Below are 25,058 nucleotides of genomic sequence, written 5' to 3'. Positions count from 1 at the left end.
GGATGAGGCCTAGCGAATATCTCTGAAAAAGGCTGGTGCCAGCATAGGCAACCGAAACTCGACGCTGAGGATGATGAGAAACACTCGGGCGAGGCTACGCCAGATGCCCATTTGGACGAATTTGCGAGAGTCTGTGACAACGGGGGGAGTAAGAAGGATGGGGCGGGTGTGTTGAATGAGCTTTTCGCAAAATGCCACATCTTCGAGAATCGGTTGATTGGGAAAGCCCCCGAGTTGCTCAAATAGGCCGCATCGGACAAAAAGCGCTTGGTCTCCATAAATGATGCGAGAATGTGTGCATCGAAAGTTATCTAGCCAGGAAATGAAGCGAAGCCGCCAGTCATCACCGGAAAATTGGTGAAAAAATCCTCCGGCTTGAATCATGGCGTCCGTGTGCATGGCCTGGAGACGTTGAAGGCTGCCCTCCGGGAGGGTGGTATCCGCGTGGAGAAACAGCAACCAGTTCTGAGTGTCATAGCTGTGTTGAATGGCGTAGGCTGCCCCGGTATTCATTTGAGAGGCACGTCCTTTGGGAGCAGTAAGTAGGGTGACCGAGGGTGTGCCTTTCGCAATGTGCGGTGTACGGTCGGTGCTCCCTCCATCGACCACGATAATTTCACAACACCCGTGTGCTGTCCGTAAAGAAGAGAGTGTAAATGGAAGCGCGTTCTCTTCGTTATAGGCTGGAATGATTATGTAAATCATCGTGTTTAGTATTCCTGGTGACCAACCATGGAGGAAGGTGTTGCTGTTGAAGGTCGAGAAACTCTTGAGGGTCTTCGTCAATCTCCTGGAACAGCGCGTGTAATTCCATGATCATGGATTGGGACAGCAAGAGATAGGGGATGGCCTGTTCTTGCAGTTGTTCTTTGGTGATCTCGTGGTCCGCAACGGCCCGTTGGAGGACGTGGTTCCCAAAGCCGTGGTGGGCGGCTTCCTGAGCTAGCAACATGCGGCGCAGTCGTTGAAAGGGGGCATGCCGTTTTTGAAGGCCAATTTCTATTTTATGCAGGATGGCTTCTCCCAAACTTTCCAGGATGACCTGCTCGGCTAAAATGGATTCAAGAAATTGCTTGCGGTCAAGCGAATCACACAGTAACGAACGGTAGTCCTCGAATGGCTTGAGCGTGTTGGAGCCGTCGGGCTGTCGTGGGGCGATCCACTTTCGTGTCGTGCGAAAGATGGTGGCGTGCATGGCTTCCTGTCTCGCCTGCCTTTTCAGGAAATCGCGTATCTTGCTCGTCGGTGCGAGTGCGGCTTGAGTCGTAGCGCAGGAATGGGCGAGTCGTTCGCCTAATTCCAGAAATTGCAGGAGTGCCGCCAACGGCAGACGTTCATTAGGCTTGACGAGCATACATGTTCCTTATGGGAGCCACGGTTTGTGGAGTGCGTATGGCATCAATCGGATGGCGCAGTAAGGATCCAATGACCCGGCTGCACATCATATTGCACGAGGATTGGTCGGAGCAGACACGGATCGCCTTGGCATCCATTTTCTCAAGGATCTCAGGCAGGGATTGCTCCCGGAGATTTCCAGCGGAGTGTAAGGCCAAGCATGGTGCTACATTACCGGAGGCATCAATGGCGATGCTGTATTTGCCTGCATCGCAAGGGGCAAGTGAAGTGCCATTTAGCCAATTGACATTATCATGAAGGTATCGACGAAAATACCCGGCGGGCACTACATTTGATTCAAGAAGCTGCTCAAAAACATGTTTGGCCATGGCCCGTTCATACTGCAAGGTCATATCCACTTTCCCATACCGTTCGACGTTCCAGTGATAGGCACCGACCACAGGGATGAACCCGCGGGCTCTGGCAAATCGAGCGACGTCGAGGACATCGTGTCGATTGGGTTCACTCACGATGCATGTGAGAAATTTCGGATGTGGATAGTCCTGGAGCAAGTCGATGCCTCGAAGGACGTCAGGCAATTGGTCTCGGCCTCGAATGTGGTGATAGCGTTCTTGGTCGAGGGTGTCGAGGCTGACAGAAATATTCACGTTTAATGGCCGGAAGCGATCCACGAGGGGCTTCGTCAATTTCGTTCCATTGGTAATGAGCGTGAGATGAAACCCGATCGCGTATAGGTCTTCTAAGATCTCCGGCAGATCACGGCGCACTAAAGGCTCCCCACCTTGAATAAACAAAAACCGCAGGCCGTGGTCATAGAGGTGTTGAAAGGCTTTGCGAATCTCTTCTCGCGACATTTCATACCGACCCACATTTAGGGGAAGATCGCAATATCCACAGGCGGAGTTGCAACGCAGACAAACTTCAAAAATAGCCAACAGTGGTTTTCTTGTGATGAGGTTGCGAAGGACAGGGAGGGTGTCGGTGGTCATGTGCATGGGTGGACCAGTTGCGTGTCAGGGTGATGGCTGAATATCGATGTGGTGAATGATTCCGGTATGAAACATCATTTGAAACAGATCGGAAACCCGCTGCTGATCAAACTCGGGATGTGCATCGCCTGCGGAGGCGAGCGCCGCGTCCAGAGAAGCTCCGTGATGTAAGGCGTAAAGAATACCATACTCTGCATCGTCCACTTCGCGTATAAAAATTTGTTTGTCCTTTTTATACAGCACTAGGGATTGCGGACGATCCCATGCAGTCGGTGGAGTGCCGTCATGCTCTGCGCCGCGGAGTTTCCATAGGTCGTAAATGGCATAACGGGAGGTAAAGAGTGTGACCGCGCTTCCAAAATGAAATCGAATAGTGGCTTCTTCGGTTAATGATTGCAGGGCATCTTGAGCCACGGAGTCGTGTTGTTTGGTGTGAAACAGGCATTTAAACAGCCATTCATATCGAGCGAGGTCACCGAGAAAGGGCAAATCCGGAAATGGGCCCAAGCGATCCAGCATTTCAGAAAATGTTTCTCCATAGTGTGAAAGATTGTAGGTCGAGGAGGGATGCGTCTGAATGTAGTATTTTGCCAGTTGAAAAAAGTCATCGTCTCCGCAAACCCACCAGACCGCCTCAAACGTTTCACCCAGAGCTTCGGTGAGCCTGACGACCACTCCAGTGCCATACACGTTGAGAGCGTCGGAAGCGGTCAGTGCCCCTCCGGGCACGATGAGATCACCGATCGTTGGGGGGGGCTCAGGTTCCAAGCTGGGGAGCGTGGCCTGACTAAATAATTGTTGAAAGTGCTTGAGCGTCAACTGGTCCATGGTGATTTTCCCAAATGGCAGCGGCTTTGAGGGCTTCCTCTTCGAGTCGAGGGAATTCCGGAATGTCATCGTCCCATTCAATGAGCACCGGGACATCCGGAGCACGGGCAATGACATGCGAAAATAAATTCCAAACCTCGGTGGATACGGGGTTGGAATGGGTATCAAATAAGTAGGTTCCCATATCCGTGTATCCCGCCAAATGAATTTGTCCAATCAGGTCGGTGGGGATGGCATCCACAAACCTAAGCGGATCAAAGTGATGGTTTTGGGAGTTTACATAGAGATTATTCACGTCGAGCAATAATTTGCAGCCCGTGGTGTTGGACACAATGGTGAGAAACTCCCATTCTGTATGTTGTGATTGAGGAAACGAGAGATAGGTGGAAACATTTTCCAGCAAGATATGTCGTTTCAAATAATTTTGGACATGATCAACATTGTCTTGAATAACTCGAAGCGCATCTTCGGTGAACGGAAAGGGAAGCAAGTCATGCAGGTTGGCTGCCTGGTGGCCGGTCCAACAGAGATGGTCCGAAACAATAAAGGGGTTGATGCGATCGATCAAAATTTTTAGTTTTGCAAGGTAATCGTGCCTTATTCCCTCCGCCGAGACAATCGAAAGGGAAACCCCGTGAAGCGCCACAGGGTAATCCGCGCGAACGAGTTCCAGCATGTCAATGGGACGGCCTTCAGAGTCCATATAGTTTTCGCTGATGGCCTCGAACCATTGCACGCGCACTTCGGGCTTTTCTTGAAGAAAGGGATAATGGGTGGGCCGAAGGCCGACGCCAACCTGAGGATTGGTCCTGGGTGTGTCCATATCGTGCCTGGTTATGAAAGTAGTCGCACAAAAGTTAGAAATATTACAACTTCGGGAATTTTACAGGGTCGCTAGGAATCAGAGGGAGGAATGCCGTTCAACGTCCAATCATAATCGAGGAATTCTACGGTATAAATGGAAGTACGTAGATCCTGTGCGAGGAGCGGGTCATCTACAAATTGGGTTACATATGCAGTCAAAGAGCCGGAATGCGCGACAAAATCCTCGGTGAACCAATCGAAAATTTTTGAGAGATAGGCCACCCTGTGTTCGCGGTCAAACCGATTCTTGGTTGGATCGTTGATGAACTGACGGGCATTCTCGTTAAGTTGAGTTTCAAGATGTTCAGCAGTGAAGGCTTCGGAACGAAGTTTCGGACATGATTGGGAAGCGCACACGATTGCAAAGTGGATGCGTGGTTCGCGATACTCGGGAATTAAAATTTTCTTCTCAAGATTATTGAGATTGAGAGTTTCTCCGCCGACTCGATATTTTCGAGAAATAAAATATCGCCATTGGCCAAATTTGGTGCGTGGCGAGTACCCGTCTAGAATGCCCTTGATAGCAAAAGCGTTGTAGGCGTTTATCCAAAAGGCCAGTCTGGCTTCTCGAGTGGATAGGGCATTTGGATCAACCCGATTGAGCTCCTCGAGGTAGGTATGAAATCGAGGGTCACGAGCGATCTCATGGTATTTCACAATTCCATCAGAAACATGGTTCTGGAGAACATCGTTAAAAGCATTGTGTGTAAAAACCTGAGGAGCTATAGGGTGTTGGGGGTGGAACGATTGAGGAACCGATGAACAGCCTGCAACCAAAAACAAAAAAAGGAAAATTGTAAGGATGTTTCTCTTTTGAATTGGACTCATTGCTCGTTATTCAGACACTTTCACAAACAATTCTTGAATACCGGTGGCTCCCTTAGGAAAGGGCTTTTGATGAAGAAATGATTGCATCATACCCGTACCATCGGTTGCCCGTGCAAGGAGGACATACACTCCAGGCCTGGGTTCCTTCCATAAATAATCCCAAAATACCCACGAATAAGGAGACTGTGCTGGCTTTAAATGTGCGGGATGCCAGGTATCCCCGCCGTTAAGACTGATTTCTACGGACCGAATGCCTCGTATGCCCGCAAAGGCAAACCCTTTTATCAGAAAATCCTTACTCGGTAATTCGTCATAATCTTGAGGATCGGTGATCCAGGTCTTCGTCTGCACAGTCGCATCATCTGTCCAACCCTGCTTTTGGTAATAGCCTTGATAATCTCGAGGAACGAGTTCGATTTCCGTCAGCCACTGCACATGCTTCATGCCGTAAACGCCAGGGACAATGAGGCGGGCAGGATAACCATGTCCAGTTGGGAGTGTCACGCCATTCATTTGGTGTGCGACCAAGACATCGCCATGCATCGCCCGTTCAATGGGGATGCTATCGGAATATCCATCCGCGGCGCGAAGGACGACATCGTAGGCATTGGACTCAATGCCTGTTTCATTGAGCAAGGTCTTCAAGGAGACACCGTTCCATTCAGCGGTGCCAATACTCTCATCCCCAACCGCATTTCCTACACATTCTAACGTGACAATTTCTGAAACTGTTGGTCGGGCAAGAAGTTCTGAGTAGGTGAGAGTCATGGGTGATTTGACCAAACCTTTAAGCGTCAATGCCCAATCGTAAAGCCGTATATCCGGCGGGGAGCGGTACGAGGTGATATAGAATTCGTCATTGGGAGTAATCGGGGAAACCTCGCGCCCAAATCCCCCAAACAACTGACTCCACATCCCAGCCAGGGAAATGCTGGGAGTCGGCAATGCCGATGCCAACACGAGACTGCTTGCTGTTTTGAGCAAGTTCCGACGTGACCAGGACTTCATGAGTTTATTCCTTTACGAATTGATGGGTAGTCTGTCAGATCCTGTGAGTGTTACATGGCTGAAAGGCTGGGTTGGCAGGAGAGTAAATGAAAAGGAGGGGATGATATCGAATAACTCATATAGGTTTTCCTAAATTCGAGTTGCCTCGACTTCTAAAAATTCCGCTTTTAATAGGGTGGTGCCATCCGTGGCTAGGTTGAATTGAGAAAAAAGGTTTTCAATGTCTTGTCGTATTGCGGTTTTAGATTTTTCATCTAGGGTATTAAAGGCTCGATGGATGGGACCAAAGAATTGGCCGAAAAAGTCGACGACTTTTTCTGGCGGAAAAGGGTAATGCCAAGAAGGGTAAAGCCTTCGCGTTAGCTTCAGACTACTTGTGCCTTCCCCAAGTCGCTGGCGAACGGTTTCTTCATCGCCCCATAGCGGTGGGGGCTGAACACCTGGAGGAGGCGGAATATACTTTCCAATGGTTTTGAACATTTGGCCGGGTAGGCCTTGGGGTGTCCAGTTGCCCATGATGATGCGGCCACCTGGCCGACAGACACGGAGAAGTTCACTCGCCACCTTTTCTGGTTGTGGTGCAAACATGGCGCCGATCAGACTGATCACCACATCAAAGGAGGCATCTGGAAAGTTCAATTGTTCGGCATCGCCTTCTTCAAATTTGGCATCCACCCCCTCGGCTTGAGCGCGATTTTTGGCCTGTTCAATCAAGTTTGAAGCAATATCCACCCCTACCACATGAACACCATTCTTCGCCGCCGGAATCGCTGTCTGCCCAGCGCCGCATCCCACATCGAGCATTTTTTCGCCAGGAGCAATATTCCAGGAAGCTAAAATCTCGATGGCACCGGGTTCCATATACTTGGCAAATGCCCCATAGTCTCCAGATTCCCACGTGGATTTCATTTTGGATTTCACAGCTTCAATGTTTGGTGTGTTTGTCATAAGCGTGTCCTTGAAAGAATCGTGATTAAGAACAAGTTGCTGGATCAGTATCTTCACCAAAACATAAACGATTCCCATCTGGATCCGTGATCTCGAATTCCAGCATATCGTAGACGGTTTTGGTAATAGGACGGGCGATAGTCGCTCCGGCTGATTCAAACTCTTTAAAAAGTTCTTGCAGATTGGAGACGTGGATATAGGCATCCCAGACTTGCCCTGAACTTTCTTTGCCCTCATGCCAGGAATCGAGAAACAGAATACATCTCCCGCGTTGAATAATTCCGAATCGTGCTGGGTCGCCACCTTCTTCCGCTACTTGAAATCCTAGCTTGTCAACATAATACGCCCGAGCTTTAGGGTAGTTTGCCACTCGTAATACCGGAGTTGCTCGAAGAAATTGAGCGGATTTTTCAGGCATGGTGTTCTAACTATTGGTTTCAATCATCTTGCGTGAAGCGAAGTTTGTTACCAAATGGATCGATTAATTCCATGATTTTGGCGTTCCACGGCGCGATTTCAATGCCGGGGCGAAAATATTTGTAATTTTTTGCTGCGAGTTCCTTATGAAGTTCTTCAATATTACTGATTTCGATAAATACTGCTGAACCGGGTGTGCAATCACCCACGTGCTCGGAAAGATGTAACTTGAGCTTATCCCGTGAAATCTGCATGTAGAGGGGTGTGTCTACTTCAAATTGATGTTGCCAATCGACTTGAAAACCCAAATAGTCGATATAGAATTCTCGTGTTTTGTCGACGTCAAAAATCCTGAGAATGGGAACGGCGCAATGGGTGAGGTTCACGGTCACGCGATCCGAGGTGGAAGATGTTCTATCCTGTCATTCTAATGTGTGAAATTCAAGCCTCCAAACTTACCTGCCTCTTGCGTCGGGTCCTCGGATTCCGCACAATAATACTATCAAACTGTTCCTTGATGAGGTGATTCATGGGTGGGTTGGAATACTTCGGTGTACTTGTTTTGATAATCGGAATTCTTGGGCTTGTAGTTTTACTGAAGGGCAAGCGGCCTAAGTAAATATGGTGGGTAGGGAATAACCAAGCAGGGAGGTGGGGGGAGTATGAATCGGAACAGGTATGTCTTAGGAATTATTGCCTTAGTGTTGGTGTTGTCAGGGTGTACGACTGTGTCTCCTGAGCAGGCCTCCTCTTCCCACGTACCGCTTTTTGAGGGTTTGGGAGATTTCCACTACCCCATCACCACAAATTCGTCACAGGCCCAGAATTATTTCGATCAGGGGATGGTTCTTGCCTATGCCTTCAATCATGCCGAGGCCCATCGTTCGTTTGTGGAAGCCGCTCGGCTCGACCCAAACTGTTCCATGTGTTATTGGGGGCAAGCCTTGGTATTGGGCCCCAATATTAATGCGCCGATGGCCGATGCCGCGATCCCTATCGCCTATGAAGCCATCAGTCATGCCAAACAACACGCCAAGTCTGCTTCTACCAAAGAGCAAGCGTTAATCAATGCCTTGGGACATCGTTATGCATCTGATGCACAGGCCGATCGTGGGGCTTTAGATCAAAGTTATGCTGCGGCCATGCGAGAGGTTCAGGCTGCGTACCCTCACGATTCCACGGTTGCGAGTCTTTTTGCCGAATCCTTGATGGATCTGCATCCATGGAATTTTTGGGACAAGACTGGAAAGCCTCATGACTGGACTCCTGAAATCTTAAATGTGCTTGAGAATACGCTACGCTTGGATCCCAATCATCCATTGGCGAATCACCTGTATATTCATGCCGTCGAAGCGTCACCGGAACCTGAACGAGGGGTTCCGAGCGCAGATCGATTGCGCACGCTGGTCCCTGGAGCCGGACATCTGGTCCACATGCCTGGGCATATTTACATACGCGTCGGTCGATATCGTGATGCGATTCAAGCCAATCAGCATGCGACGAAGGCGGATGCCGGGTATTTATCGCATTCGCACACGGAGGGTCTCTATCCATTAGCCTATGTTCCGCATAACCATCATTTTCTGTGGGCTGCCGCGACCAAACTGGGAATGAAGAAAGTTTCATTAGAATCGGCCATGGATACGGCTCACCATGTGGATCAAACGATGTTGACCAATCCTGGAATAGGCGCCACTCTTCAGCACTTTTCTATCATTCCGTTATATACCAAAGCCTTATTTGGCGAATGGCAGAGTATTTTCCGTGAGCCAGCTCCAGAGTTTCTGTATCCCAAAGGGGTGTGGCACTATGCCAGAGGGTTAGCGTACCTTCGAAAAGGAAACATGGAATACGCCCAACAAGAGTTGGCCGCGTTGCAACGTATCGCGAATGATCCGGCAATTGCCGATTTAACGATTTTGGGACTCAATTCGGTTTCCCTGCTTCTTCAGATCGGCACAGAAATTCTCGCCGGTGAGTTAGCTGTCGCCCAGCAGCACACAGATAAAGCGGTGGCTCATTTACAACATGCGATAGCCTTGGAAGATGGGTTGACCTATACCGAGCCCAAGGACTGGTATTTGCCCCCGCGCCAGGTCTTGGGAGCCGTCTTGCTGGAAGCAGGAAGAGCGAAAGAGGCTGAGCAAGTTTACCGGCAGGATCTGGAGTATCACCCGCAAAGCGGATGGTCGCTGTTTGGACTCAAGGAAAGCCTTAAAGCCCAAGGCCAGACTCAAGAGATGCAACTTGTCGAAGCCCAATTCCAAAAGGCTTGGGCCGATGCGGATGTGACATTAACGAGTTCACGATTTTGAGAGATCGATATTTTGTGGACTCCGTCTCTTCTTCCCGCGTATGGGAAATGAGGTGGGGAATTAAGGACTTAACAATTTTCGAGTTCTGGATTGAAGAATTGGTAAGAGTTCTTCCTGGAACCACGGGTTGCGTTTAAGCCAGATATTATTGCGAGGGCTGGGGTGAGGGAGCGGCAAATGAGTCGGCCAAAATGTTTTCCAGGCTTTGACGGTCTCGGTGAGGGTCTTATATGTCAAATTGGCAAGATGGTAATCCTGGGCATATTGTCCTATCACCAATGTGAGTTGCAGGTGAGGTACTTGAGCCAATAACTGCGCACGCCAGGTTTGTGCACATTCTGGCCTTGGGGGAAGATCTCCGGATTTCCCGGTTCCCGGATAACAGAAGCCCATTGGCAATATCGCAATTTTTGTAGCGTCATAAAAAGCCTCTCGATCAACCCCCATCCATTCCCGAAGGCGATCTCCACTGGGGTCATCGAACGGAATTCCCGATTCATGAACCTTTTTTCCCGGCGCTTGTCCCGCAATTAAAATGGAAGCTTTGGGATGGAGTTGAATCACCGGCCGTGGCCCCAGGGGCAGGTATGGTTTACATACGTCACAGGAGTCGACTTCATTCAGAAGAGTTTTGAACGTGTTCTTCATGCCAAGCTTTTCATGTGTTCCAGAGCTTAGGGTAAATCTAGGTTATGTACCTCGTGATATATGGAAACGGTCAGTCTCAGAACTTTCCGCGATATTACACATAATATTGAAAAAGGACTGAAGAATTTAGATAAGATTTGTCTTTGTCGAGAGGAAGGAACTTACGGGTTTTGTTTGGGAGTCAAGAAAAATCTATCCCTTTGACCCTAAGGCACGATCGAGGTTAAATGCGGCGCTGATGAGTGCCAGATGTGTAAATGCCTGGGGGAAATTCCCGAGGCCTTCTCCGTGATGACCGGTTTCTTCGGCATAAAGGCCAAGGTGATTGGCGTATCCGATCATTTGTTCGAACATGAGCCGCGCTTCATCCGTCCGACCTGCACGAGTCAATGCTTCAACAAGCCAGAATGTGCAAATATTAAACGTCCCTTCTTCGCCATCGAGCCCATCTTCGGTTTCGTTTACGTTGTATCGATAGACTAACGCGTTGGCCACAAGTCCACCACGCTCGGGAGGTTGGTTGATCGCATCTAACGTGTTCAACATGCGAGGGTCTGTGGGGGACACGAAAAAGACCAGGGGCATCATGAGATTGGCGGCATCCAACGTTTCGCTTCCGTACCGTTGGACAAAAGCGCGACGGGAATGGCTCCATCCCTTTTCCATAATCTCTTCATAAATCGTATCGCGAGTTTTGAGCCATCGCTCCCGATCTGCAGGAAACGATCGTTTGTCCGCGAGCCGCAACCCTCGATCCAAAGCCACCCAGCACATGAGTTTGGAGTAGAGAAAATGTTGCTGCCCTCCACGCACTTCCCACACGCCTTCGTCTGGTCTTTGCCAATTGTCACAGACCCAATTAATTAAGCGACGTAAGTGTTTCCACAGATCATAGGAAATGGGGGAGCCGTATTTATTGTAGAGGTAGACTGAATCCAGCAGTTCGCCATAAATATCCAGTTGCAGTTGGTCGTAGGCGCCGTTCCCCACACGAACCGGTGTGGATTGTCGATACCCTTCCAGATGGTCTAGCGTGATTTCGGGAAGTTCGTGACGACCATCGATGCCATACATGATTTGGAGTGAGCCGTCGGGCTTCAATTCATGACAGCGCGCTTCCAGCCAATGCATGAATTTTTCCGCCTCGGCGGTGAATCCAATTCGCAATAGGCCGTATAAGGTAAAGGCAGCATCGCGAATCCAAGTGTACCGGTAGTCCCAATTCCGAGGTCCCCCAATTCCCTCGGGAAGACTACAAGTGGGGGAGGCCACGATGGCGCCGGTAGGTTCAAACGTGAGCATTTTGAGCGTGAGTGCCGAACGATAGACCATTTCCCTCCATCGACCGCGATAGGTGCATTTTGCCAGCCATCGGCGCCAATACGCTACCGTTTGATGAAAGAGGTCTTCGGCTTGCTCTTGAGAAACGGCCACACAACAGTCGCTGTTTCGTTCGATTTCCTGAAGTGAAAAACTCAACTCATGCCCTTCTTGTAGTTCAAACTCGGCCGTCACGCCCGTCCCCTCTTGTTGCAAGGGGATGGTGGAGCCCAAGCGAAGGCTTAACCCGTTGGCTTCGAAACACACGCCATCCGCGGTGAGGGTGGTAGTGTGCGGATCCCTGGCGTAGTTGAAAGAGGGAACGCATACGAGTTTAAACCTCAGGCTCCCACGGATTGCTTGTACACGGCGAATGATTCCATGATAGCCCAAGTCCGTTTCCTTAAGCCCCACAGGCATGAAGTCAATGATTTGCCCTACGCCCTGGGCCGAGAGAAATCGTGTGACGAGCACATTGGTGTCTGGCCAATAAAATTGTTTGTGTTTGGCATTGGGCGTATGGGGAAGAATCTGAAACCGTCCCCCTTTGTGATCATCCAAAATCGCGGCAAAAATACTTGGAGAGTCGAAATGGGGGAAGCAAAACCAGTCGATGGACCCATTCATGCCCACCAAGGCCGTGGTTCGCATATTGCCGATAAGACCGTAATTTTCAATGGGTTGGTAAGGCATTGGGTGTTAGGTCATGGTTCAGTCGTGTCTACAGAGACCGTGATTATACACGATGTATCGGATTATTGTGGGAGAACCCCAAGTATGTTGAAGATTTTCGAGAAATTTTCTCAGCCGAATTTCTGGCTTATCCATTCGGGGCCAACAGATTTGTCATCGTTTGTCGATGTGCCGATTGCCTAATGGCTGAATCGGTCGGGCGTTATGTCCAATAATGTCCACGAATTGATCGACATCCTTTTGCGAAATGAGAATGGGACCCTCAAGCACGATCCATTGGATGCCTTCGGTGCAGGGTGGGGTGGTTAAGGATCCTGAATAGGAAAAATGGCGGGTATGTTTCGGGAGAATATCCGCAATGCTCAGGCTCAGAGGGATGGAGACTTCCTGCCCAATTTGTTTGGGAAGCCAGGTCCAGAGATTTTGGAGTACGGGCTCTTCGGCGCCGATCTTCAGCATGATGGCAATGACAAGAACATGTCCTTGCGTATCCTGATGGACCAAATGCATTTCCATAGGGAATGTCTTTCCTTCGATGTGGTGCTCACTTGGTGCATGAAAATGAAATTGGCGCAATTGATACCGACGGTGATTGAGATTTACGTGACATCCCGAAGTGTGTGAGACCTGAATGGTATGGCCGTTATTCAACTCGTGAAGTTCCGAGGTCTGATAATGAAACTCCAAAGTTTCAGGAGCATGGCCATGGTGAGTCATGGTGATGTTGATGGGGGACTGTTGTCTTCCTTCTTCACACGTTCGATATTCCGGCGTGAGCATACTCCAATGTTCAGGACCTTCTACGCCAAGATATTTCCATTGCGCTGTAAGTGTTGGCCGATGGCCAAGTGTGCCGGAGTGAGGTTTGGATTGGGGGATTTCTTGTCCGGCCTGGCTTGGTCCGATTTCCAATCCAAAGCTCATGAGAATGAGGAGTCGGGCCAAAAGAAAAAATCGTGATACGGCTGGAGAAAGGTCAAGAAGTCGAGCGGTCATGAGGTCGTTTTCTTGATGCATCATAACGTGGCGCGGGTCAGTTTTATGGTAGTCTGTCTAAAAAGTAGATTGTTACATTTGGATCAACGGCATGGTTTGCCTTCCTTCATGAGAAGGTCTTCGTCATCCAAGTCATGCAGAAGTAATTCATTCTTGGCAAATTCAAGAATATGAATATAATGCTCTCAGAAATCACGATGTATCACCATCATGAATTTTTTTTAGGGAAAGGGGTTAACGGTATGGCAGTGAAGTATACGTACCACAGCGATCTCGATCAGATCAGTAAAGGAACGCGCAACGTTGTGTTGTGTATCGATGGAACCTGGAACGATCCTACGGACAGTTCTGAGCAGGGGCGGGGGCATACGAATGTCTATCGACTCAGTCAAGCCTTGGATCGGAATGCCAAGAATCAGTTCGTGCGATATTTTCCAGGTGTGGGGAATCAACAGGACAATAGTGTTCTCGGCCAATTTTTCGGGGGAGTCTTTGGTACAGGCGGGAACCAAATTCGCGATTACGCCTATACCGTGCTGGCCACTAATTACCGTCCAGGCGATCGAATTTTCATTTTTGGATTTAGTCGGGGCGCGGCTATCGCACGGATGCTCGCCATGAAAATCCATCAGGAAGGAATTCCAGAGTCCATTACCGTTGTGAAGGATTATCAAGGCCAGTTTGAGGATTATGAATCCCATGGCAAAGCGCACCACATCGATGTTGAGATGTTAGGGGTGTGGGATACTGTGGCTTCCTTTGGCATTCCAGTGAATCTCTTTGGTATTCCCTTTCAAAAAATCAATCTCTTCCGGGATTTCACGATCGCCAAGAATATAAAGAAGGCCTATCATTTGCTTGCGATTGATGAAAACCGTGATCCGTTTGAGCCCACCCTCATGAATCATGATCCCAAGAGGGTCAAAGAGGTATGGTTTGCTGGGGTGCATTCTGATGTAGGGGGAGGGTACGACAAGCGTCGATTAGCCGATGTGCCACTGCGCTATATGATTCAATGTGCTCAAAAACACGGCTTGGTCTTTCATCCCGGTGCATTGGAAGAAATCCCTGAAAATCCTCAGGGTGCTGGTGTGCTGCATGCGCATAAAAAGCGTTTCTTGGATTACAAAATGGGCGCACGGAAGATAGCTGTGCAGAGAGGGAACAAGCTGATCAAGACTATTCAACCGATAATTCACGAGTCTGTAGTCAATCGGGTTAAAACCATGGGGAAAAAATATCATCCCATAAATCTTGCAGCGATCAGAGATAAATACCAAGTGGTATCGTAGCTGGATGGTGTTCTTCCCAAGAATAATCGGCAATTAGTCGTAATCAGCTGCAAAACAACGAAGGAAAAGCGCTTAAGGCTGGATGTCAAATGCCGTACGAGTTGAATGGTGCGATCGCATCCTTGTGACTTCTTCGAGTTGCTGTTCCACGTCGCGTTCCCATTCTTCTTGTTTGTCTTGGATGGTTCCGTGGTTGGTGGCCTGATCGTAGAGTTGATTCAGCCGTTTGGAGGTCATGCGAACAAACTGCAGCATCTGGTGAGGGTTGTCTCCTGGTTTTATGGACATGTTTGCCTGTCGAACTAGCAAACAACTGATGGCAAAATGTAGTTGTTCATGTCGCAACAAACGTTGGGCAATACTCTTTTTATAGGGATGCCAGGCTTCTACAATGTGGGGTTGGACCCAGGACCGATCTGAATCGAATCGTGCTTGGAATATTGGTGGTTCCATCTGAGCCAAGGTGATCGCAACCGCGGTCTGCGCGGAATTGGTATAGTTTCCATAGGACTTTGTGAATTCTTCCCATGTGGGAGGATGGTCAGGGACGCAGGAATGAATTTCTTGGGTATCAGGTTTCCAGTCAATGTGTGAGCCACACCCTGTGAGGGAGATAATGGAAAGGATAACGACGAGTATAAATGAATGATGTGGCATAGTTGGTGTCGTGCCTTTTCCTTGAATGCCTGGCCTATGATAACCTCTCGCTTATCTTGGTCGTCCCGTCCAAGGTTTTTCTTAAGCCTCCAGCTCTGTAGTTTTTAGTTCTTTTCCTTTGTCCGGAGGGTGAAGACCCGATAGAATGATCAATGGTTGGCCGAGCCGAAGGCTTTCGCCATTCAGGAGGGAATGTCATGAGCGAACAATCTCTTCCTATGGTTGCCGATGACCGTCCGGAGGGTACAAGCCGTCCCAAAGACCCGCCGAATCGGCGCGCATTTTTGTTGGGGGCCAGTTCGCTTCTAGGTTTGACTGCTGCGAGTTTGCTGTTGACCCCACGGATCGGTTCCACCCAAGAAGTGCCTGTGGATCCTACAAAAGTTCCTGGAGCGCTTGCCTCGGAATATGGGACAAGGTCCCGATTCGAGCAATCCCAACGATTGACGAAACCTCAACGGTCGCGCACGCCATTGCAAGACTTGTATGGTATCATTACTCCCTCTGCCCTCCATTTTGAACGCCATCATAATGGCGTGCCCCTCATCGACCCCAGCCGTCATCGTTTATTAGTGCATGGGCTGGTGGAACACCCCATGATCTTTACGATGGATGAGTTGAAGCGCTTTCCCGCCACTTCACGGATCGCCTTTGTGGAATGCTCAGGAAACAGTGGTAAAGAATGGAAAGGGCCAAAAGGAACAACGGTTCAGGAAATTCACGGGCTCACGAGTACCAGTGAATGGACGGGAGTTCGGCTTTCCACGGTGTTGCAAGCAGCACATCTCAACCCCCAAGCCACTTGGATGCTTGCCGAAGGCAGCGATGCCGCAGCCATGACGCGAAGTGTGCCCTTGGACCGGGTCATGGACGAAGCCTTGTTGTGCTACGCGCAAAACGGCGAACCGATTCGTCCGGAACAAGGTTATCCCCTTCGCTTATTGTTGCCCGGGTGGGAAGGCAATACCTGCATTAAGTGGTTGCGGCGATTAAAGCTGGTGGACTCTCCCATGATGACGCGAGAAGAAACTTCGAAATATACGGATTTGATGCCTGATGGCACCGCACGTCAATTCACATTCGACATGGAAGCCAAGTCCGTGATTACGAATCCGTCCGGTGGTCAACAATTAACGGAAAAAGGGTTCACCGAAATCCGAGGTCTTGCCTGGAGTGGTCGAGGTGTGATTACAAAAGTAGAGGTGAGTCTTGATGGAGGAAAAACCTGGAATGCCGCTGAATTGCAGACACCTATATTACCCAAATGTCACACTAGATTTCGCTTTGCCTGGGAATGGAACGGGCAAGAAGCCATTCTTCAAAGCCGTTGCATGGATGAAACCGGTTACCTACAACCTACATTGAAACAACTCATCAACGTTCGCGGAACTAACTCTTATTACCATAACAACGCCATCCAAAGTTGGAAAATAGATAAAGATGGGCATGTGCATAATGTCCAAGCGTGAAGTTCATTTCCACAACATCTTATGTTTCCAGAGCTTGGGTGTTGTGAGATAACGGAGCCACAAGGAAAATAACTGTGAAGGCTTTCAAAAATTTTTTAACCGATAGACCTGTGATGTCTTGCATTTATCACAGTCTTTTTCTTTTTTCACTTTTGGTTCTTGGGATGTCTTCGATGGTGAGTTTTGGTGAAACTGGCCACGGTAGCTTTCATCTGGGGCGGGTTGCGACAGATAAAGAAGTACGTGCATGGGATATTGATGTGGCCCCGGATGGTGCGGGGTTGCCTGTAGGAAGTGGGGCAGTGGATGAAGGCGCGAAGGTGTATGCTGAGCAATGTGCGAGTTGCCATGGGGCTACTGGTGTGGAAGGGCCTATGCCTAAACTGGTGGGCGGTCAAGGGACGCTAGCCACGGATCATCCGGTGAAAACCATTGGCAGTCATTGGCCGTATGCCACTACGGTGTTCGATTATATTCAACGGGCCATGCCCTTTACCTCACCGCAATCGTTGAATCCCAGCCAAGTCTATGCTGTGGTGGCCTGGTTGCTGTTTCGCAATGGCTTGATTGGGCCAGATGTCGTGATGAATCAAAAAACATTGCCGAAAGTGCGCATGCTGCATCGCGATGGGTTTGTACCTGACCCTCGGCCTGATGTGAATCCACCGAAGCCTCCTTCCAAATCAACTCCCGCTCCTACTCTGGGCGAAATAGATTTTCCGATATCTGGATCTCGTAAGGCTCAGCAACAATTTCTTCGAGGCGTTCTGTTACTCCATAGCTTCGAATATGATGACGCGCAGGCGGCGTTTCAAAAGGCGCAACAGATTGATCAAGATTTTGCCATGGCCTATTGGGGTGAGGCGATGACGTTGAATCATCCCCTTTGGGATGAGCAATATTATGATGCCGCCAGACAGGTGCTTGCTCGATTGGGGTCTACCGAGGAAGAGCGAATGGCCAAGGCACCCACAGAACGTGAGAAAGGTTACTTACATGCCATCCATGCCTTGTATGGTGAAGGCGATAAGGTGGCAAGAGACTATGCCTATGCTGAGCGAATGAGGATTCTGAGTGAGCGATATCCAAAGGATCATGAAGCCGCGACCTTTTATGCGCTGGCCTTATTGGGGACGGCGCAAGGGGAACGTGACTCCAAAGTTTATCTTCAGGCTGCGGAGATTGCCGAGTCGGTGTTTCGACAGAATCCACGGCATCCTGGCGCGGTTCATTACATGATCCATGCGTATGATGATCCGGAGCATGCTTTCTTGGGGCTTCGTGCAGCCAGGACCTATTCGCAGATTGCACCGGCTGCTCCACATGCCCAGCATATGCCGTCACATATTTTTATGGCCTTAGGCATGTGGGATGACGTGGTCAAGGCCAACGAAATCAGTTGGAAGGCAAGCGAAGCGCGTCGGAAGGAAAAAGGCTTGGGTGTAAGTGAGCGTTCCTATCATACCTTGTATTGGCTGATGTATGCCTACTTACAACAAGGCCGCATTGAAGAGGCCAAGCAATTGTTAGATATGGTCCACGAAGATGCGGCACAGGACGGTTCCCCGTATATCAAAGGCTCTCTGGCGGCGATGCGAGGAACCTTCATTGTTGAGAGCGAGCAATGGGATGTTCGCGGGTTGGATGAAGATCGTTCTGGGCTTCGATTTTCTGGGGTTGCCAACGAAATGTTTGCGATTGGGTTGAGTGGGGTCAAGACCCAAGCTTTAGATCAAGCTCGTCAGGCATTGGGCAAACTTCGTGAGTTGATTAATTCGGCAGAAGCCACTCATTCCTCTGGGCAAATTTTGTCGGCTCGGGTAATGAAGAAACAGCTCTCAGCCCTGCTTCTTGTAGTTGAAGGCAATGTCAAACAAGGATTGGCGTTATTAAAAGAAGCCACGCAGTTGGCGGATACCATTCCGTTTGATTACGGCCCACCGTTTCCTGTGAAGCCGGCGCATGAGTTATATGGAGAAGTCTTGTTGGAAACTGGAAGAGTGAATTCAGCCAAGGCGCAGTTCAATCTTGCGTTGGCTCGCGCACCCAAGCGTGCCTTATCGCTCAAAGGGTTGGCGGCTTCCACAAACTAGTTCTGGAAACGGGCGGTGGAACTGGCGTTGAGGGTTACTTTTTAGTTCCAGAAAGAGCAGGCGTTTTTTGTTTCTTGGCGGGTTGGGATGAGAGGGCAGCTTTTAATTCCTTTTCATTATCTTTGGTGTAAAGATGTAACCGTCTGAGTACGCGTTCGTCCAATTGCGTACCAGGACCATCTTTTTCCAAGAGCGGTTCATTCTTGCCCGCTTGAAGTATTTCTTCAGGAGCGCCCTTCTCCTCAGTTCGTGTAAACCATTCAAACGCTAGGTAGATAGCCAGCACGGCTACTAAACCCGCCAAAATCAGGGATTTTCTTTGGGACGTCATGGTCTCGTCAAGATATCCCATGACGGAAAAAAATCCGAAAAACATACACCAGACAAAGATGATGATGATTCGTAAGACATTCTCCATACTTTTTGGTTCGATACTCCCTGAATGAATGTTCTTAATCCTATCTTCTATTGTCGGCGTTTATCCGGCTTGTTGCAAGTGGTAAAAACAGAAATTAACGGAAAATAACCCGGTCTGGCGGTCCTAGAGGGAACCCAAGAACCTGCCAAGTCCTTAGAGATCACGATTCCTGGCGCTGCTCCTGTTTTTGAGGATGCCTTCCGCTTGGGCCTCAAGGTTATCCGCTTCGGCAGCACGCTGTGTTTTTCGAAGGAGGGCCGCGTAGTTTTTAAGGGTTCGTGCCACGGTCGGATGCTCTTCGCCCATTGTTTTTTTATTGATTGCTAAAGCACGTTTCATCAAAGGCTCGGCTTTGTCGTATTGTTCCTGATTAAAATACAGAAGGGCCAAATTATTTAACAGATTGGCGACCTTGGCGTCATCGGGTCCAAATTTTTCTTCGTTTATTTTAAGCGCACGTTCGAGGAGGCTAATGGCCTTATCGAACTGGCTCATGTTGCGATATAGTTCCGCCAAATTTGTGAGGCTTGGCGCGAGTCGTGGATTGTCGGGGCCGAACGATAATTCCGTGATGCTGACGACGCGTTTGAGCAAGATTTCTGCTTTGGGGAAGGCTTCTTGCGTGATATGAATCAGGGCCAAATTATTAAGACTGCCGATCAACCCAGGGCTTTCCATCCCAAATGCCTTTTCATTAATGCTAATGGCCCGTTGAAGAAGTGGCAGGGCTTGGTCGTATCGTTGTTGCGCTCGATACAATAACGCGAGGTTGTTGAGGTGCTCCACCAGTATCGGATCATCCGGTCCCACATTTTTTTCCGTAATGGCTAAGGCGCGAACCAGGAAGGGCTCGGCTTGAGCGTACTGTTGTCGGGCGGCATGGACTCCAGCCAAATTTTTGAGATCCAACACGACATCGAGATGATCATTGCCTAGCGCTCCTTCCCGAACGCCCAAGGCTTCCAAAAACAACGGTTCGGCTTTGTCGTATTGTTTTTGAGCATGGTAAAGTGCGCCCAGGTTGCTCAAACTGATTGCGAGTTCCGGATCGTTGGCCTTCAAATTTTTACGGTGTAGATCAACCGCTCGGCGAAGAAGGGGCTCGGCTTTGTCATAGTCGCCTTGCACGTCGTAAAGAACCGCGAGCTTCGTGAGGGTTTGCGGTAATCGGCTGTCTTGTTCGCCAAATTTCTCAGCCTCTTGAAGTGCGGCCTTTAACTCGTCTTCTGCTTCCTGGAATCGGCCTTGCTGCATCCGTAGTTCTCCAGCATCTTTATGCAGGTCCCACGGGGTCTTAGCTTCCTCGCAGGCGGTGAGTCCGAAGGTCAACAGCCCACAGAGGCTCAAGGCCTCAATCCATTGCTTGATTGCCATCAACGAATCCTTCCGTTCTCTAGATTTGGTCCGGTTAAGACGATTGTAACGTTCAACCCCTCCTATGCCAACCGCTGAAGCAGAATAATGGTTCACCAGAGATTCGACAAGGTGTAACTAAGAACGGTAAGGGAATGAGAATAGGAAGATTCCTAGAACAGCGATTGTTGCTGTGGATGTCCTGGGCGCTGGAAGGTGTGGGGAATGGGCTGGTCGGGCTCAAGTGGAAACCCAGCCTTGCGATAGGCTGTATCGAACAACTGTTGGATGGCATTCCAAGTAGAACCTTGTCCCTGATGGCGTTTGAAAAATTTTTTCTCGGTCAAGGTTCCGCCTCTGACCTCTTTTAATCTGTTTATGATTTTTTTGATTCGATCGGGAAAGGCCTGGGCCATACGTTCAAGAAAAACCATTTCGACGTTCCCATTTAATCGCAAGAGAATATAGGATGCGTCTTTGGCTCCGGCCTCTTTTGCGCGGCGAAGAATGCTGGGAATGTCATGGTCATTTAGACCTGGGATTACCGGTGCGATAAAGACATGCGTGGAGATGCCAGCTTGCGCAAGGTGTGTCATCGCCTCAAAGCGTTTGGTAATCGATGGCGTCTGAGGTTCCACTTTTCGCGCGATGTCGTTCTCGGCAAAGGGGATGCTGAAGTAGACGCGCACCCAGGCTTGCTCATTCAGGGTCTTGAGAATATCAAGGTCCCGTTGAATCAGTGCAGACTTGGTTATGATGGTCACCGGATTCCGGAACTCTGCACAGACGCCGAGGCAAGAACGCGTCAGTTCATGAATCGCTTCCAGCGGCTGGTAGCAATCGGTATTTCCAGAAAATACAACAAGTTCGCCTTTCCACGAGGGTTTCATGAATGCTGTTCGTAGGGCTTCGGCTGCATTGGGTTTTACGATGAGTTTGGATTCAAAGTCTGTCCCGGCGCCAAAGCCCCAATACTCATGGCTGGGCCGCGCATAGCAATAGGCGCAGGCGTGAAAGCAGCCCCGATAGGGATTCACACTCCACCGGAAAGGCAGGTCTGGACTGTCATTGCGGCTGAGGATGGATCCCGTTTCTTCTTCATAGACGTCCGTGTCGACTTGAGGGGCGGGCTCGAGGAGCTCTCGTTGATCTGAAAGAAATGGATTTTGTGGATTGGAAATAAGTTTCATGGAGTATTCGGAGGTGCGGAGGTGATCGTGGTGGCTCCCTGTTCACGATAGCGGACTTGGACTGCCTCTCGCAATTTATGAAGATGCTCGGTGAAGCTCGACGTGAGGACCCATTCCAAGAGCCAATGGGGAATCCATACTGATGGCTGCACATGGACCACAACCGAAGCCTTCGTGTGCTGCGGATCTTGTAAGGGGCGGAATGTCCATATCCACTCATACTGTTCGAAATCACCTTCGATCAATGTTGTTTTTAATAGAGTCGTGGGAATTTCTTCAGTATCGGTTGCTAGACGTAACCCGATTGGTAGAAATGACACTTTGAACGTCATACTGACTCGGACATGGTTATTGTTCCGCTGGATGGTGTTGATGGTGGGCGGTTGGGCAAATAGATCCGGCCAGTTCGGGTAATCCGAGAGCACCGCATAGACGGTTTCAGGCGGAGCCGCTAACATGACGTCGGCAGTCAGGGTCGCTACATCATTGTCAGAAATGGTGACGAAGGAGGAGAACCAGGCTTCTTCGGTCTGACTCCATGCAGTTTGGTTTAGGGATCCAAGAGAAATTGCCAACAGAAATATCAAACGAATGGCCATGAATTTACTTCCTCGACAACAGACACCTTGTTTTTGGGTTTTTTACTTTGATTGTATGTTCCGCAGGATGCTTCCTACTATTATATGGAATAATGCTGTCTTTGTAAGGTGAGGCGAGAGGAGGTTGAAATTTTCGTCTTTCCTTGTTTCGTCAATGATGTTGCGGTAGACTTTCCCTCTTTCGTAAACCGACCATTTTTCGTGAGTAATATTTGGCCGCCCCCGTAGCTCAGGTGGATAGAGCAGTAGTTTCCTAAACTGCGTGCCGCGTGTTCGAGTCACGCCGGGGGCACCACCACCCAATCCCTTGGGATAGATAGTTTTCAATATCCCAATAAATACCAAGCGATGGTTTTTCCGAAATACTTTTCAGGGTGTCACTGCCTTTCATCAATTCCATCCTTCTGATTTCCGTTTTTCAGTTCGTTTGGAAGATTCAAAACCTTCTTTCCTTGAATGTCGTTGAAAAATAGAGGCTAGGTTTGTCGAAAAATTTAACATGTCTAGAAGCCTCCAAAAACCTCTATAGGAACAAGGGGAAATACAGATTTCTATATTTCTTAACTTTTTTAAACGTCAGTAAAGTTTACAATTTTGATGAATTAATAGGAAATCAAGCCAGGGATAGCCGACTATGGTGATGTGAAAAGTGCAGGCAACTGCATTCAACTAGTATCAAGCAATATCCAACATACGCCATTTGACGTATTCGAGGAGTATTCGGCTTGAAAATTGCCTATATGTAGATTGTTGGTATTGGCCAGATGTTGAGAACTGCGTCTGCCTTTTAATAGGTCATGTCGTTGTTTCTCTTAAAAATGAACATTGTTCAACAAACCATTTAATTGAAAGGAGAGGCATCATGATTGTCGGATGTTCAAGACGAGGAATTTCACGAATGAAGTTAGCCATTGCGGCAGGTTCGCTTTTGGCCCTGTTTGGTATCGCAAGCACGGCTTCGGCCCTGACCATTGACTTTGAGGGTCTAGGGGCGAACGTGAACATTGAAAATGTCAATTTAGGTGGAGTGGCAATATCTATTGCAGGATCAGCTGAAGTGCGAACTTCAGTTGGTACTCCTGGCGGACCATTGACGGGGAGTCGGGCAATCGTAGGTAACCCTGGTACTCATGCTAATCCGTTTGTTGGTCAATTTCTTGGGGCATTGGCCGGCAATGTAAACTTTGTGTCTATTGCTTTAGGTGACTTTGGTGCTGATTCTGATAATCTTTACTTGCGGGCGTATAATTCAGCCAATGGTTTAATTGGGACAGACTTTGATTTTTTGCCTAGTGGAGAAAACGGGGGGAGAATCTTATCGCTGAGTGTTGCTGGTATTGACCGCATTGAGTTTGGGAGCACGGGTGCCTTTGAGAACAGTGTCCTTGCCGATAATCTCACCTTTGAGTGGGGCACTCTGCCCAACACCAATCCTACTCCTGAACCCAGTTCCATTGTTCTCTTAGGGTCTGGCTTGGCTGGAATTATTGTCTGGCGTCGCAAAAAGGGCAATGTGTAACTTCATTTTGTCATGAGAAACTATCGTTAGAATAATCCCGGAGCCCGCATATCGTTGAGGTATGGGGCTCCGGCAAATAAGGGTTCTTTTCAAAAAAACTTCAGGGTATCTCAGCCTCTTGTCAGTTCACTCCTTTTTAGTTTGCTCCTCAAACCATTCGGATGATTCGTAATCTTCCATCTGGAATCATCAAAAAGTAGCGATCAGGATGTCAGATTATTTAACACGTTGGGAATCATTCAAAAGCCCGTATGAAATAAGGGAAAATTCGATGTTCTGATATCGGAATGCCTATGGAACGTCAGTAAAGTTTACAAGTCCTACGGAATGAAATAAAGACATACTTTGAAAAACCCCTAGTGTACGAGGTGTAACTGAAACTAACGGCATTCAAGCAGTATGAACCAATCTCCAATGTGCGCAAAATGACGAATTCGTGGACTATTCGGCTTAAAAATTGCTTATTGAATATGGATAGGTGAGTGAGCCTCGTCAGTTGTTCAATATGCCATGTCGTGGCTTCTCTCAGGTAACTATTGTGTTAGGAAACATTGAAAGGAGAGGGGAATAATCATGATTATCGAATGTTCGAGACGGAGCATTTCACGGATGAAGTTGGCTATCGCGGCCGGTTTGTTCGTGGCAATGTTTGGGGTGGCGAGTACGGCTTCGGCTGTCACGATTGATTTTGAAGGTTTTGGGGCGAATGTGAACATTGAAAATGTGGATTTGGGTGGTGTGCAAATATTCATTCCGGGATCAGCCACTGTGCAGACTTCATTTAGTGTGCCCGGACTTCCACTTTCAGGGAGTCGAGGCATAGAAGGTGTCCCTGGCGTTCAATCTTTTCCGTTTGTGGGGCAATTCCTTGGGGCAATAGGGGGCAATGTGAATTTTGTTTCTATTGCATTGGGTGATTTTGGGGTTGATGCTGATAGTTTGTTTTTGCGGGCTTATAACTCCGTCAATATTTTGATTGGGACGGACACCAATTTTCTGCCAGCTGGGGAAGTTGGGGGAAGAATTTTAACTTTGAACGTTGCGGGTATTGACCGTATTGAGTTTGGAAGTACTGGTGACTTTCCGAACAGCGTCCTTGCTGATAATCTCATCTTTAGGACAGGTACTCCCCCAAGCACTAATCCTATTCCTGAACCCACGTCTATGTTGCTCTTCGGGACCGGCTTGGTTGGAATAATTACTTGTCGTCGGAAAATGGCCAAAGGGTAATGAATTTTTCTGTGTATCCCTAAAAGGA

The 25,058-nt window shown here is 48.8% G+C and carries 24 protein-coding genes and 1 tRNA gene; 7 read left to right on the top strand and 18 right to left on the bottom strand.

What is annotated here, in order from left to right; translation table 11 throughout:
- Positions 1 to 9 precede the first annotated feature (9 nt).
- The 10 genes from PPG34_RS16975 to PPG34_RS16930 all read right to left on the bottom strand — a co-directional run bounded on the left by PPG34_RS16975 (position 10) and on the right by PPG34_RS16930 (position 7,624).
- Positions 10 to 705 (bottom strand): TIGR04283 family arsenosugar biosynthesis glycosyltransferase, encoded by a 696-nt coding sequence (locus PPG34_RS16975; RefSeq protein ID WP_313834632.1) that lies wholly within the window; start codon positions 703 to 705, stop codon positions 10 to 12.
- Complete coding sequence (locus tag PPG34_RS16970; protein WP_313834631.1) at positions 677 to 1,354, bottom strand: hypothetical protein; 678 nt, start codon at positions 1,352 to 1,354, stop codon at positions 677 to 679. Before PPG34_RS16970 ends, PPG34_RS16975 begins: the two co-directional genes overlap by 29 nt.
- Positions 1,338 to 2,345 (bottom strand): radical SAM/SPASM domain-containing protein, encoded by a 1,008-nt coding sequence (locus PPG34_RS16965; protein ID WP_313834630.1) that lies wholly within the window; start codon positions 2,343 to 2,345, stop codon positions 1,338 to 1,340. Before PPG34_RS16965 ends, PPG34_RS16970 begins: the two co-directional genes overlap by 17 nt.
- 24 nt (positions 2,346 to 2,369) lie before the next feature.
- Entirely contained in the window at positions 2,370 to 3,173 is an 804-nt protein-coding gene (locus PPG34_RS16960) for a DNA-binding domain-containing protein (RefSeq protein ID WP_313834629.1), read from the bottom strand.
- Positions 3,133 to 3,996, bottom strand: coding sequence for an MNIO family bufferin maturase (gene bufB / locus PPG34_RS16955; protein WP_313834628.1), 864 nt, complete (start codon positions 3,994 to 3,996; stop codon positions 3,133 to 3,135). Before bufB ends, PPG34_RS16960 begins: the two co-directional genes overlap by 41 nt.
- A 71-nt stretch (positions 3,997 to 4,067) precedes the next feature.
- Positions 4,068 to 4,694, bottom strand: a complete 627-nt coding sequence (locus PPG34_RS16950) for a DUF547 domain-containing protein (protein ID WP_313834627.1) — start codon at positions 4,692 to 4,694, stop codon at positions 4,068 to 4,070.
- Between the two features lie 177 nt (positions 4,695 to 4,871).
- On the bottom strand, positions 4,872 to 5,873 hold the full coding sequence (locus PPG34_RS16945; RefSeq protein WP_313834626.1) for a molybdopterin-dependent oxidoreductase: 1,002 nt from the start codon (positions 5,871 to 5,873) through the stop codon (positions 4,872 to 4,874).
- A 129-nt stretch (positions 5,874 to 6,002) separates the two neighbouring features.
- Positions 6,003 to 6,821 carry a class I SAM-dependent methyltransferase gene (locus PPG34_RS16940; protein ID WP_313834625.1) on the bottom strand — a complete coding sequence of 273 codons (819 nt, stop codon included), beginning with the start codon at positions 6,819 to 6,821 and terminating at the stop codon, positions 6,003 to 6,005.
- Positions 6,822 to 6,846: 25 nt separating this feature from the next.
- Entirely contained in the window at positions 6,847 to 7,239 is a 393-nt protein-coding gene (locus tag PPG34_RS16935; RefSeq protein WP_313834624.1) for a glyoxalase superfamily protein, read from the bottom strand.
- Positions 7,240 to 7,258: 19 nt separating this feature from the next.
- The gene (locus PPG34_RS16930; protein WP_313834623.1) at positions 7,259 to 7,624 is read right to left on the bottom strand and encodes a glyoxalase superfamily protein; all 366 of its coding nucleotides are present in this window, start codon (positions 7,622 to 7,624) and stop codon (positions 7,259 to 7,261) included.
- Between the two features lie 276 nt (positions 7,625 to 7,900).
- On the opposite strand from PPG34_RS16930, the gene PPG34_RS16925 reads away from it, so the two are divergent.
- Positions 7,901 to 9,553, top strand: a complete 1,653-nt coding sequence (locus PPG34_RS16925; protein WP_313834622.1) for a tetratricopeptide repeat protein — start codon at positions 7,901 to 7,903, stop codon at positions 9,551 to 9,553.
- A 60-nt stretch (positions 9,554 to 9,613) separates the two neighbouring features.
- Here PPG34_RS16925 and PPG34_RS16920 read toward each other — a convergent pair whose 3' ends face one another.
- From PPG34_RS16920 to PPG34_RS16910, 3 genes are all read right to left on the bottom strand, one after another.
- Complete coding sequence (locus PPG34_RS16920; RefSeq protein ID WP_313834621.1) at positions 9,614 to 10,201, bottom strand: uracil-DNA glycosylase family protein; 588 nt, start codon at positions 10,199 to 10,201, stop codon at positions 9,614 to 9,616.
- Between the two features lie 192 nt (positions 10,202 to 10,393).
- Positions 10,394 to 12,214 (bottom strand): glycoside hydrolase family 15 protein, encoded by a 1,821-nt coding sequence (locus PPG34_RS16915; protein ID WP_313834620.1) that lies wholly within the window; start codon positions 12,212 to 12,214, stop codon positions 10,394 to 10,396.
- Positions 12,215 to 12,367: 153 nt separating this feature from the next.
- Entirely contained in the window at positions 12,368 to 13,210 is an 843-nt protein-coding gene (locus tag PPG34_RS16910; RefSeq protein WP_313834619.1) for a carbonic anhydrase, read from the bottom strand.
- Positions 13,211 to 13,452: 242 nt separating this feature from the next.
- Between PPG34_RS16910 and PPG34_RS16905 the strand changes: the two genes are divergently transcribed.
- Positions 13,453 to 14,502: a DUF2235 domain-containing protein gene (locus PPG34_RS16905; RefSeq protein WP_313834618.1), complete on the top strand. Its 1,050-nt coding sequence runs from the start codon at positions 13,453 to 13,455 to the stop codon at positions 14,500 to 14,502.
- Positions 14,503 to 14,574: 72 nt separating this feature from the next.
- Here PPG34_RS16905 and PPG34_RS16900 read toward each other — a convergent pair whose 3' ends face one another.
- Positions 14,575 to 15,159, bottom strand: coding sequence for a hypothetical protein (locus PPG34_RS16900; protein WP_313834617.1), 585 nt, complete (start codon positions 15,157 to 15,159; stop codon positions 14,575 to 14,577).
- A 197-nt stretch (positions 15,160 to 15,356) separates the two neighbouring features.
- Here PPG34_RS16900 and soxC point away from each other — a divergent pair, with 197 nt between their 5' ends.
- Positions 15,357 to 16,628 carry a sulfite dehydrogenase gene (gene soxC / locus PPG34_RS16895; RefSeq protein ID WP_313834616.1) on the top strand — a complete coding sequence of 424 codons (1,272 nt, stop codon included), beginning with the start codon at positions 15,357 to 15,359 and terminating at the stop codon, positions 16,626 to 16,628.
- 173 nt (positions 16,629 to 16,801) lie between these two features.
- Entirely contained in the window at positions 16,802 to 18,721 is a 1,920-nt protein-coding gene (locus PPG34_RS16890) for a c-type cytochrome (protein WP_313834615.1), read from the top strand.
- A 34-nt stretch (positions 18,722 to 18,755) separates the two neighbouring features.
- Here the strand turns inward: PPG34_RS16890 and PPG34_RS16885 are convergent, their stop codons facing one another.
- The 4 genes from PPG34_RS16885 to PPG34_RS16870 form a co-directional block, all read right to left on the bottom strand.
- Positions 18,756 to 19,139 (bottom strand): hypothetical protein, encoded by a 384-nt coding sequence (locus PPG34_RS16885; protein WP_313834614.1) that lies wholly within the window; start codon positions 19,137 to 19,139, stop codon positions 18,756 to 18,758.
- A 153-nt stretch (positions 19,140 to 19,292) separates the two neighbouring features.
- A complete protein-coding gene (locus PPG34_RS16880; RefSeq protein WP_313834613.1) occupies positions 19,293 to 20,513 on the bottom strand; it encodes a tetratricopeptide repeat protein in 1,221 nt (406 codons plus the stop codon).
- Between the two features lie 152 nt (positions 20,514 to 20,665).
- Positions 20,666 to 21,682 carry a PA0069 family radical SAM protein gene (locus PPG34_RS16875; RefSeq protein WP_313834612.1) on the bottom strand — a complete coding sequence of 339 codons (1,017 nt, stop codon included), beginning with the start codon at positions 21,680 to 21,682 and terminating at the stop codon, positions 20,666 to 20,668.
- Positions 21,679 to 22,281 (bottom strand): SRPBCC family protein, encoded by a 603-nt coding sequence (locus PPG34_RS16870; RefSeq protein ID WP_313834611.1) that lies wholly within the window; start codon positions 22,279 to 22,281, stop codon positions 21,679 to 21,681. Before PPG34_RS16870 ends, PPG34_RS16875 begins: the two co-directional genes overlap by 4 nt.
- A gap of 218 nt (positions 22,282 to 22,499) precedes the next feature.
- Between PPG34_RS16870 and PPG34_RS16865 the strand changes: the two genes are divergently transcribed.
- The 3 genes from PPG34_RS16865 to PPG34_RS16855 all read left to right on the top strand — a co-directional run bounded on the left by PPG34_RS16865 (position 22,500) and on the right by PPG34_RS16855 (position 25,030).
- Positions 22,500 to 22,576 (top strand) — tRNA-Arg (locus PPG34_RS16865).
- 567 nt (positions 22,577 to 23,143) lie between these two features.
- Positions 23,144 to 23,800: a PEP-CTERM sorting domain-containing protein gene (locus PPG34_RS16860; RefSeq protein ID WP_313834610.1), complete on the top strand. Its 657-nt coding sequence runs from the start codon at positions 23,144 to 23,146 to the stop codon at positions 23,798 to 23,800.
- 573 nt (positions 23,801 to 24,373) lie between these two features.
- Entirely contained in the window at positions 24,374 to 25,030 is a 657-nt protein-coding gene (locus PPG34_RS16855) for a PEP-CTERM sorting domain-containing protein (RefSeq protein ID WP_313834609.1), read from the top strand.
- Positions 25,031 to 25,058: the final 28 nt, after the last annotated feature.

The organism is Candidatus Nitronereus thalassa, assembly GCF_032191465.1.
GTDB classification, from domain to species: Bacteria; Nitrospirota; Nitrospiria; order Nitrospirales; family UBA8639; genus Nitronereus; species Nitronereus thalassa.
Note: the sequence above shows the minus strand (reverse complement) of the source record. Positions and strands in the feature narration are given on the sequence as shown.

Excerpts from the sequence above, each read along its gene's own strand:
- PPG34_RS16975 (WP_313834632.1), bottom strand. The coding sequence starts at position 705 with ATGATTTACATAATCATTCCAGCCTATAACGAAGAGAACGCGCTTCCA.
- PPG34_RS16970 (WP_313834631.1), bottom strand. The coding sequence starts at position 1,354 with ATGCTCGTCAAGCCTAATGAACGTCTGCCGTTGGCGGCACTCCTGCAA.
- PPG34_RS16965 (WP_313834630.1), bottom strand. The coding sequence starts at position 2,345 with ATGACCACCGACACCCTCCCTGTCCTTCGCAACCTCATCACAAGAAAA.
- PPG34_RS16960 (WP_313834629.1), bottom strand. The coding sequence starts at position 3,173 with ATGGACCAGTTGACGCTCAAGCACTTTCAACAATTATTTAGTCAGGCC.
- bufB (WP_313834628.1), bottom strand. The coding sequence starts at position 3,996 with ATGGACACACCCAGGACCAATCCTCAGGTTGGCGTCGGCCTTCGGCCC.
- PPG34_RS16945 (WP_313834626.1), bottom strand. The coding sequence starts at position 5,873 with ATGAAGTCCTGGTCACGTCGGAACTTGCTCAAAACAGCAAGCAGTCTC.
- PPG34_RS16940 (WP_313834625.1), bottom strand. The coding sequence starts at position 6,821 with ATGACAAACACACCAAACATTGAAGCTGTGAAATCCAAAATGAAATCC.
- PPG34_RS16935 (WP_313834624.1), bottom strand. The coding sequence starts at position 7,239 with ATGCCTGAAAAATCCGCTCAATTTCTTCGAGCAACTCCGGTATTACGA.
- PPG34_RS16925 (WP_313834622.1), top strand. The coding sequence starts at position 7,901 with ATGAATCGGAACAGGTATGTCTTAGGAATTATTGCCTTAGTGTTGGTG.
- PPG34_RS16920 (WP_313834621.1), bottom strand. The coding sequence starts at position 10,201 with ATGAAGAACACGTTCAAAACTCTTCTGAATGAAGTCGACTCCTGTGAC.
- PPG34_RS16915 (WP_313834620.1), bottom strand. The coding sequence starts at position 12,214 with ATGCCTTACCAACCCATTGAAAATTACGGTCTTATCGGCAATATGCGA.
- PPG34_RS16910 (WP_313834619.1), bottom strand. The coding sequence starts at position 13,210 with ATGACCGCTCGACTTCTTGACCTTTCTCCAGCCGTATCACGATTTTTT.
- PPG34_RS16905 (WP_313834618.1), top strand. The coding sequence starts at position 13,453 with ATGGCAGTGAAGTATACGTACCACAGCGATCTCGATCAGATCAGTAAA.
- PPG34_RS16900 (WP_313834617.1), bottom strand. The coding sequence starts at position 15,159 with ATGCCACATCATTCATTTATACTCGTCGTTATCCTTTCCATTATCTCC.
- soxC (WP_313834616.1), top strand. The coding sequence starts at position 15,357 with ATGAGCGAACAATCTCTTCCTATGGTTGCCGATGACCGTCCGGAGGGT.
- PPG34_RS16890 (WP_313834615.1), top strand. The coding sequence starts at position 16,802 with ATGGTGAGTTTTGGTGAAACTGGCCACGGTAGCTTTCATCTGGGGCGG.
- PPG34_RS16885 (WP_313834614.1), bottom strand. The coding sequence starts at position 19,139 with ATGGAGAATGTCTTACGAATCATCATCATCTTTGTCTGGTGTATGTTT.
- PPG34_RS16880 (WP_313834613.1), bottom strand. The coding sequence starts at position 20,513 with ATGGCAATCAAGCAATGGATTGAGGCCTTGAGCCTCTGTGGGCTGTTG.
- PPG34_RS16875 (WP_313834612.1), bottom strand. The coding sequence starts at position 21,682 with ATGAAACTTATTTCCAATCCACAAAATCCATTTCTTTCAGATCAACGA.
- PPG34_RS16870 (WP_313834611.1), bottom strand. The coding sequence starts at position 22,281 with ATGGCCATTCGTTTGATATTTCTGTTGGCAATTTCTCTTGGATCCCTA.
- PPG34_RS16860 (WP_313834610.1), top strand. The coding sequence starts at position 23,144 with ATGATTGTCGGATGTTCAAGACGAGGAATTTCACGAATGAAGTTAGCC.
- PPG34_RS16855 (WP_313834609.1), top strand. The coding sequence starts at position 24,374 with ATGATTATCGAATGTTCGAGACGGAGCATTTCACGGATGAAGTTGGCT.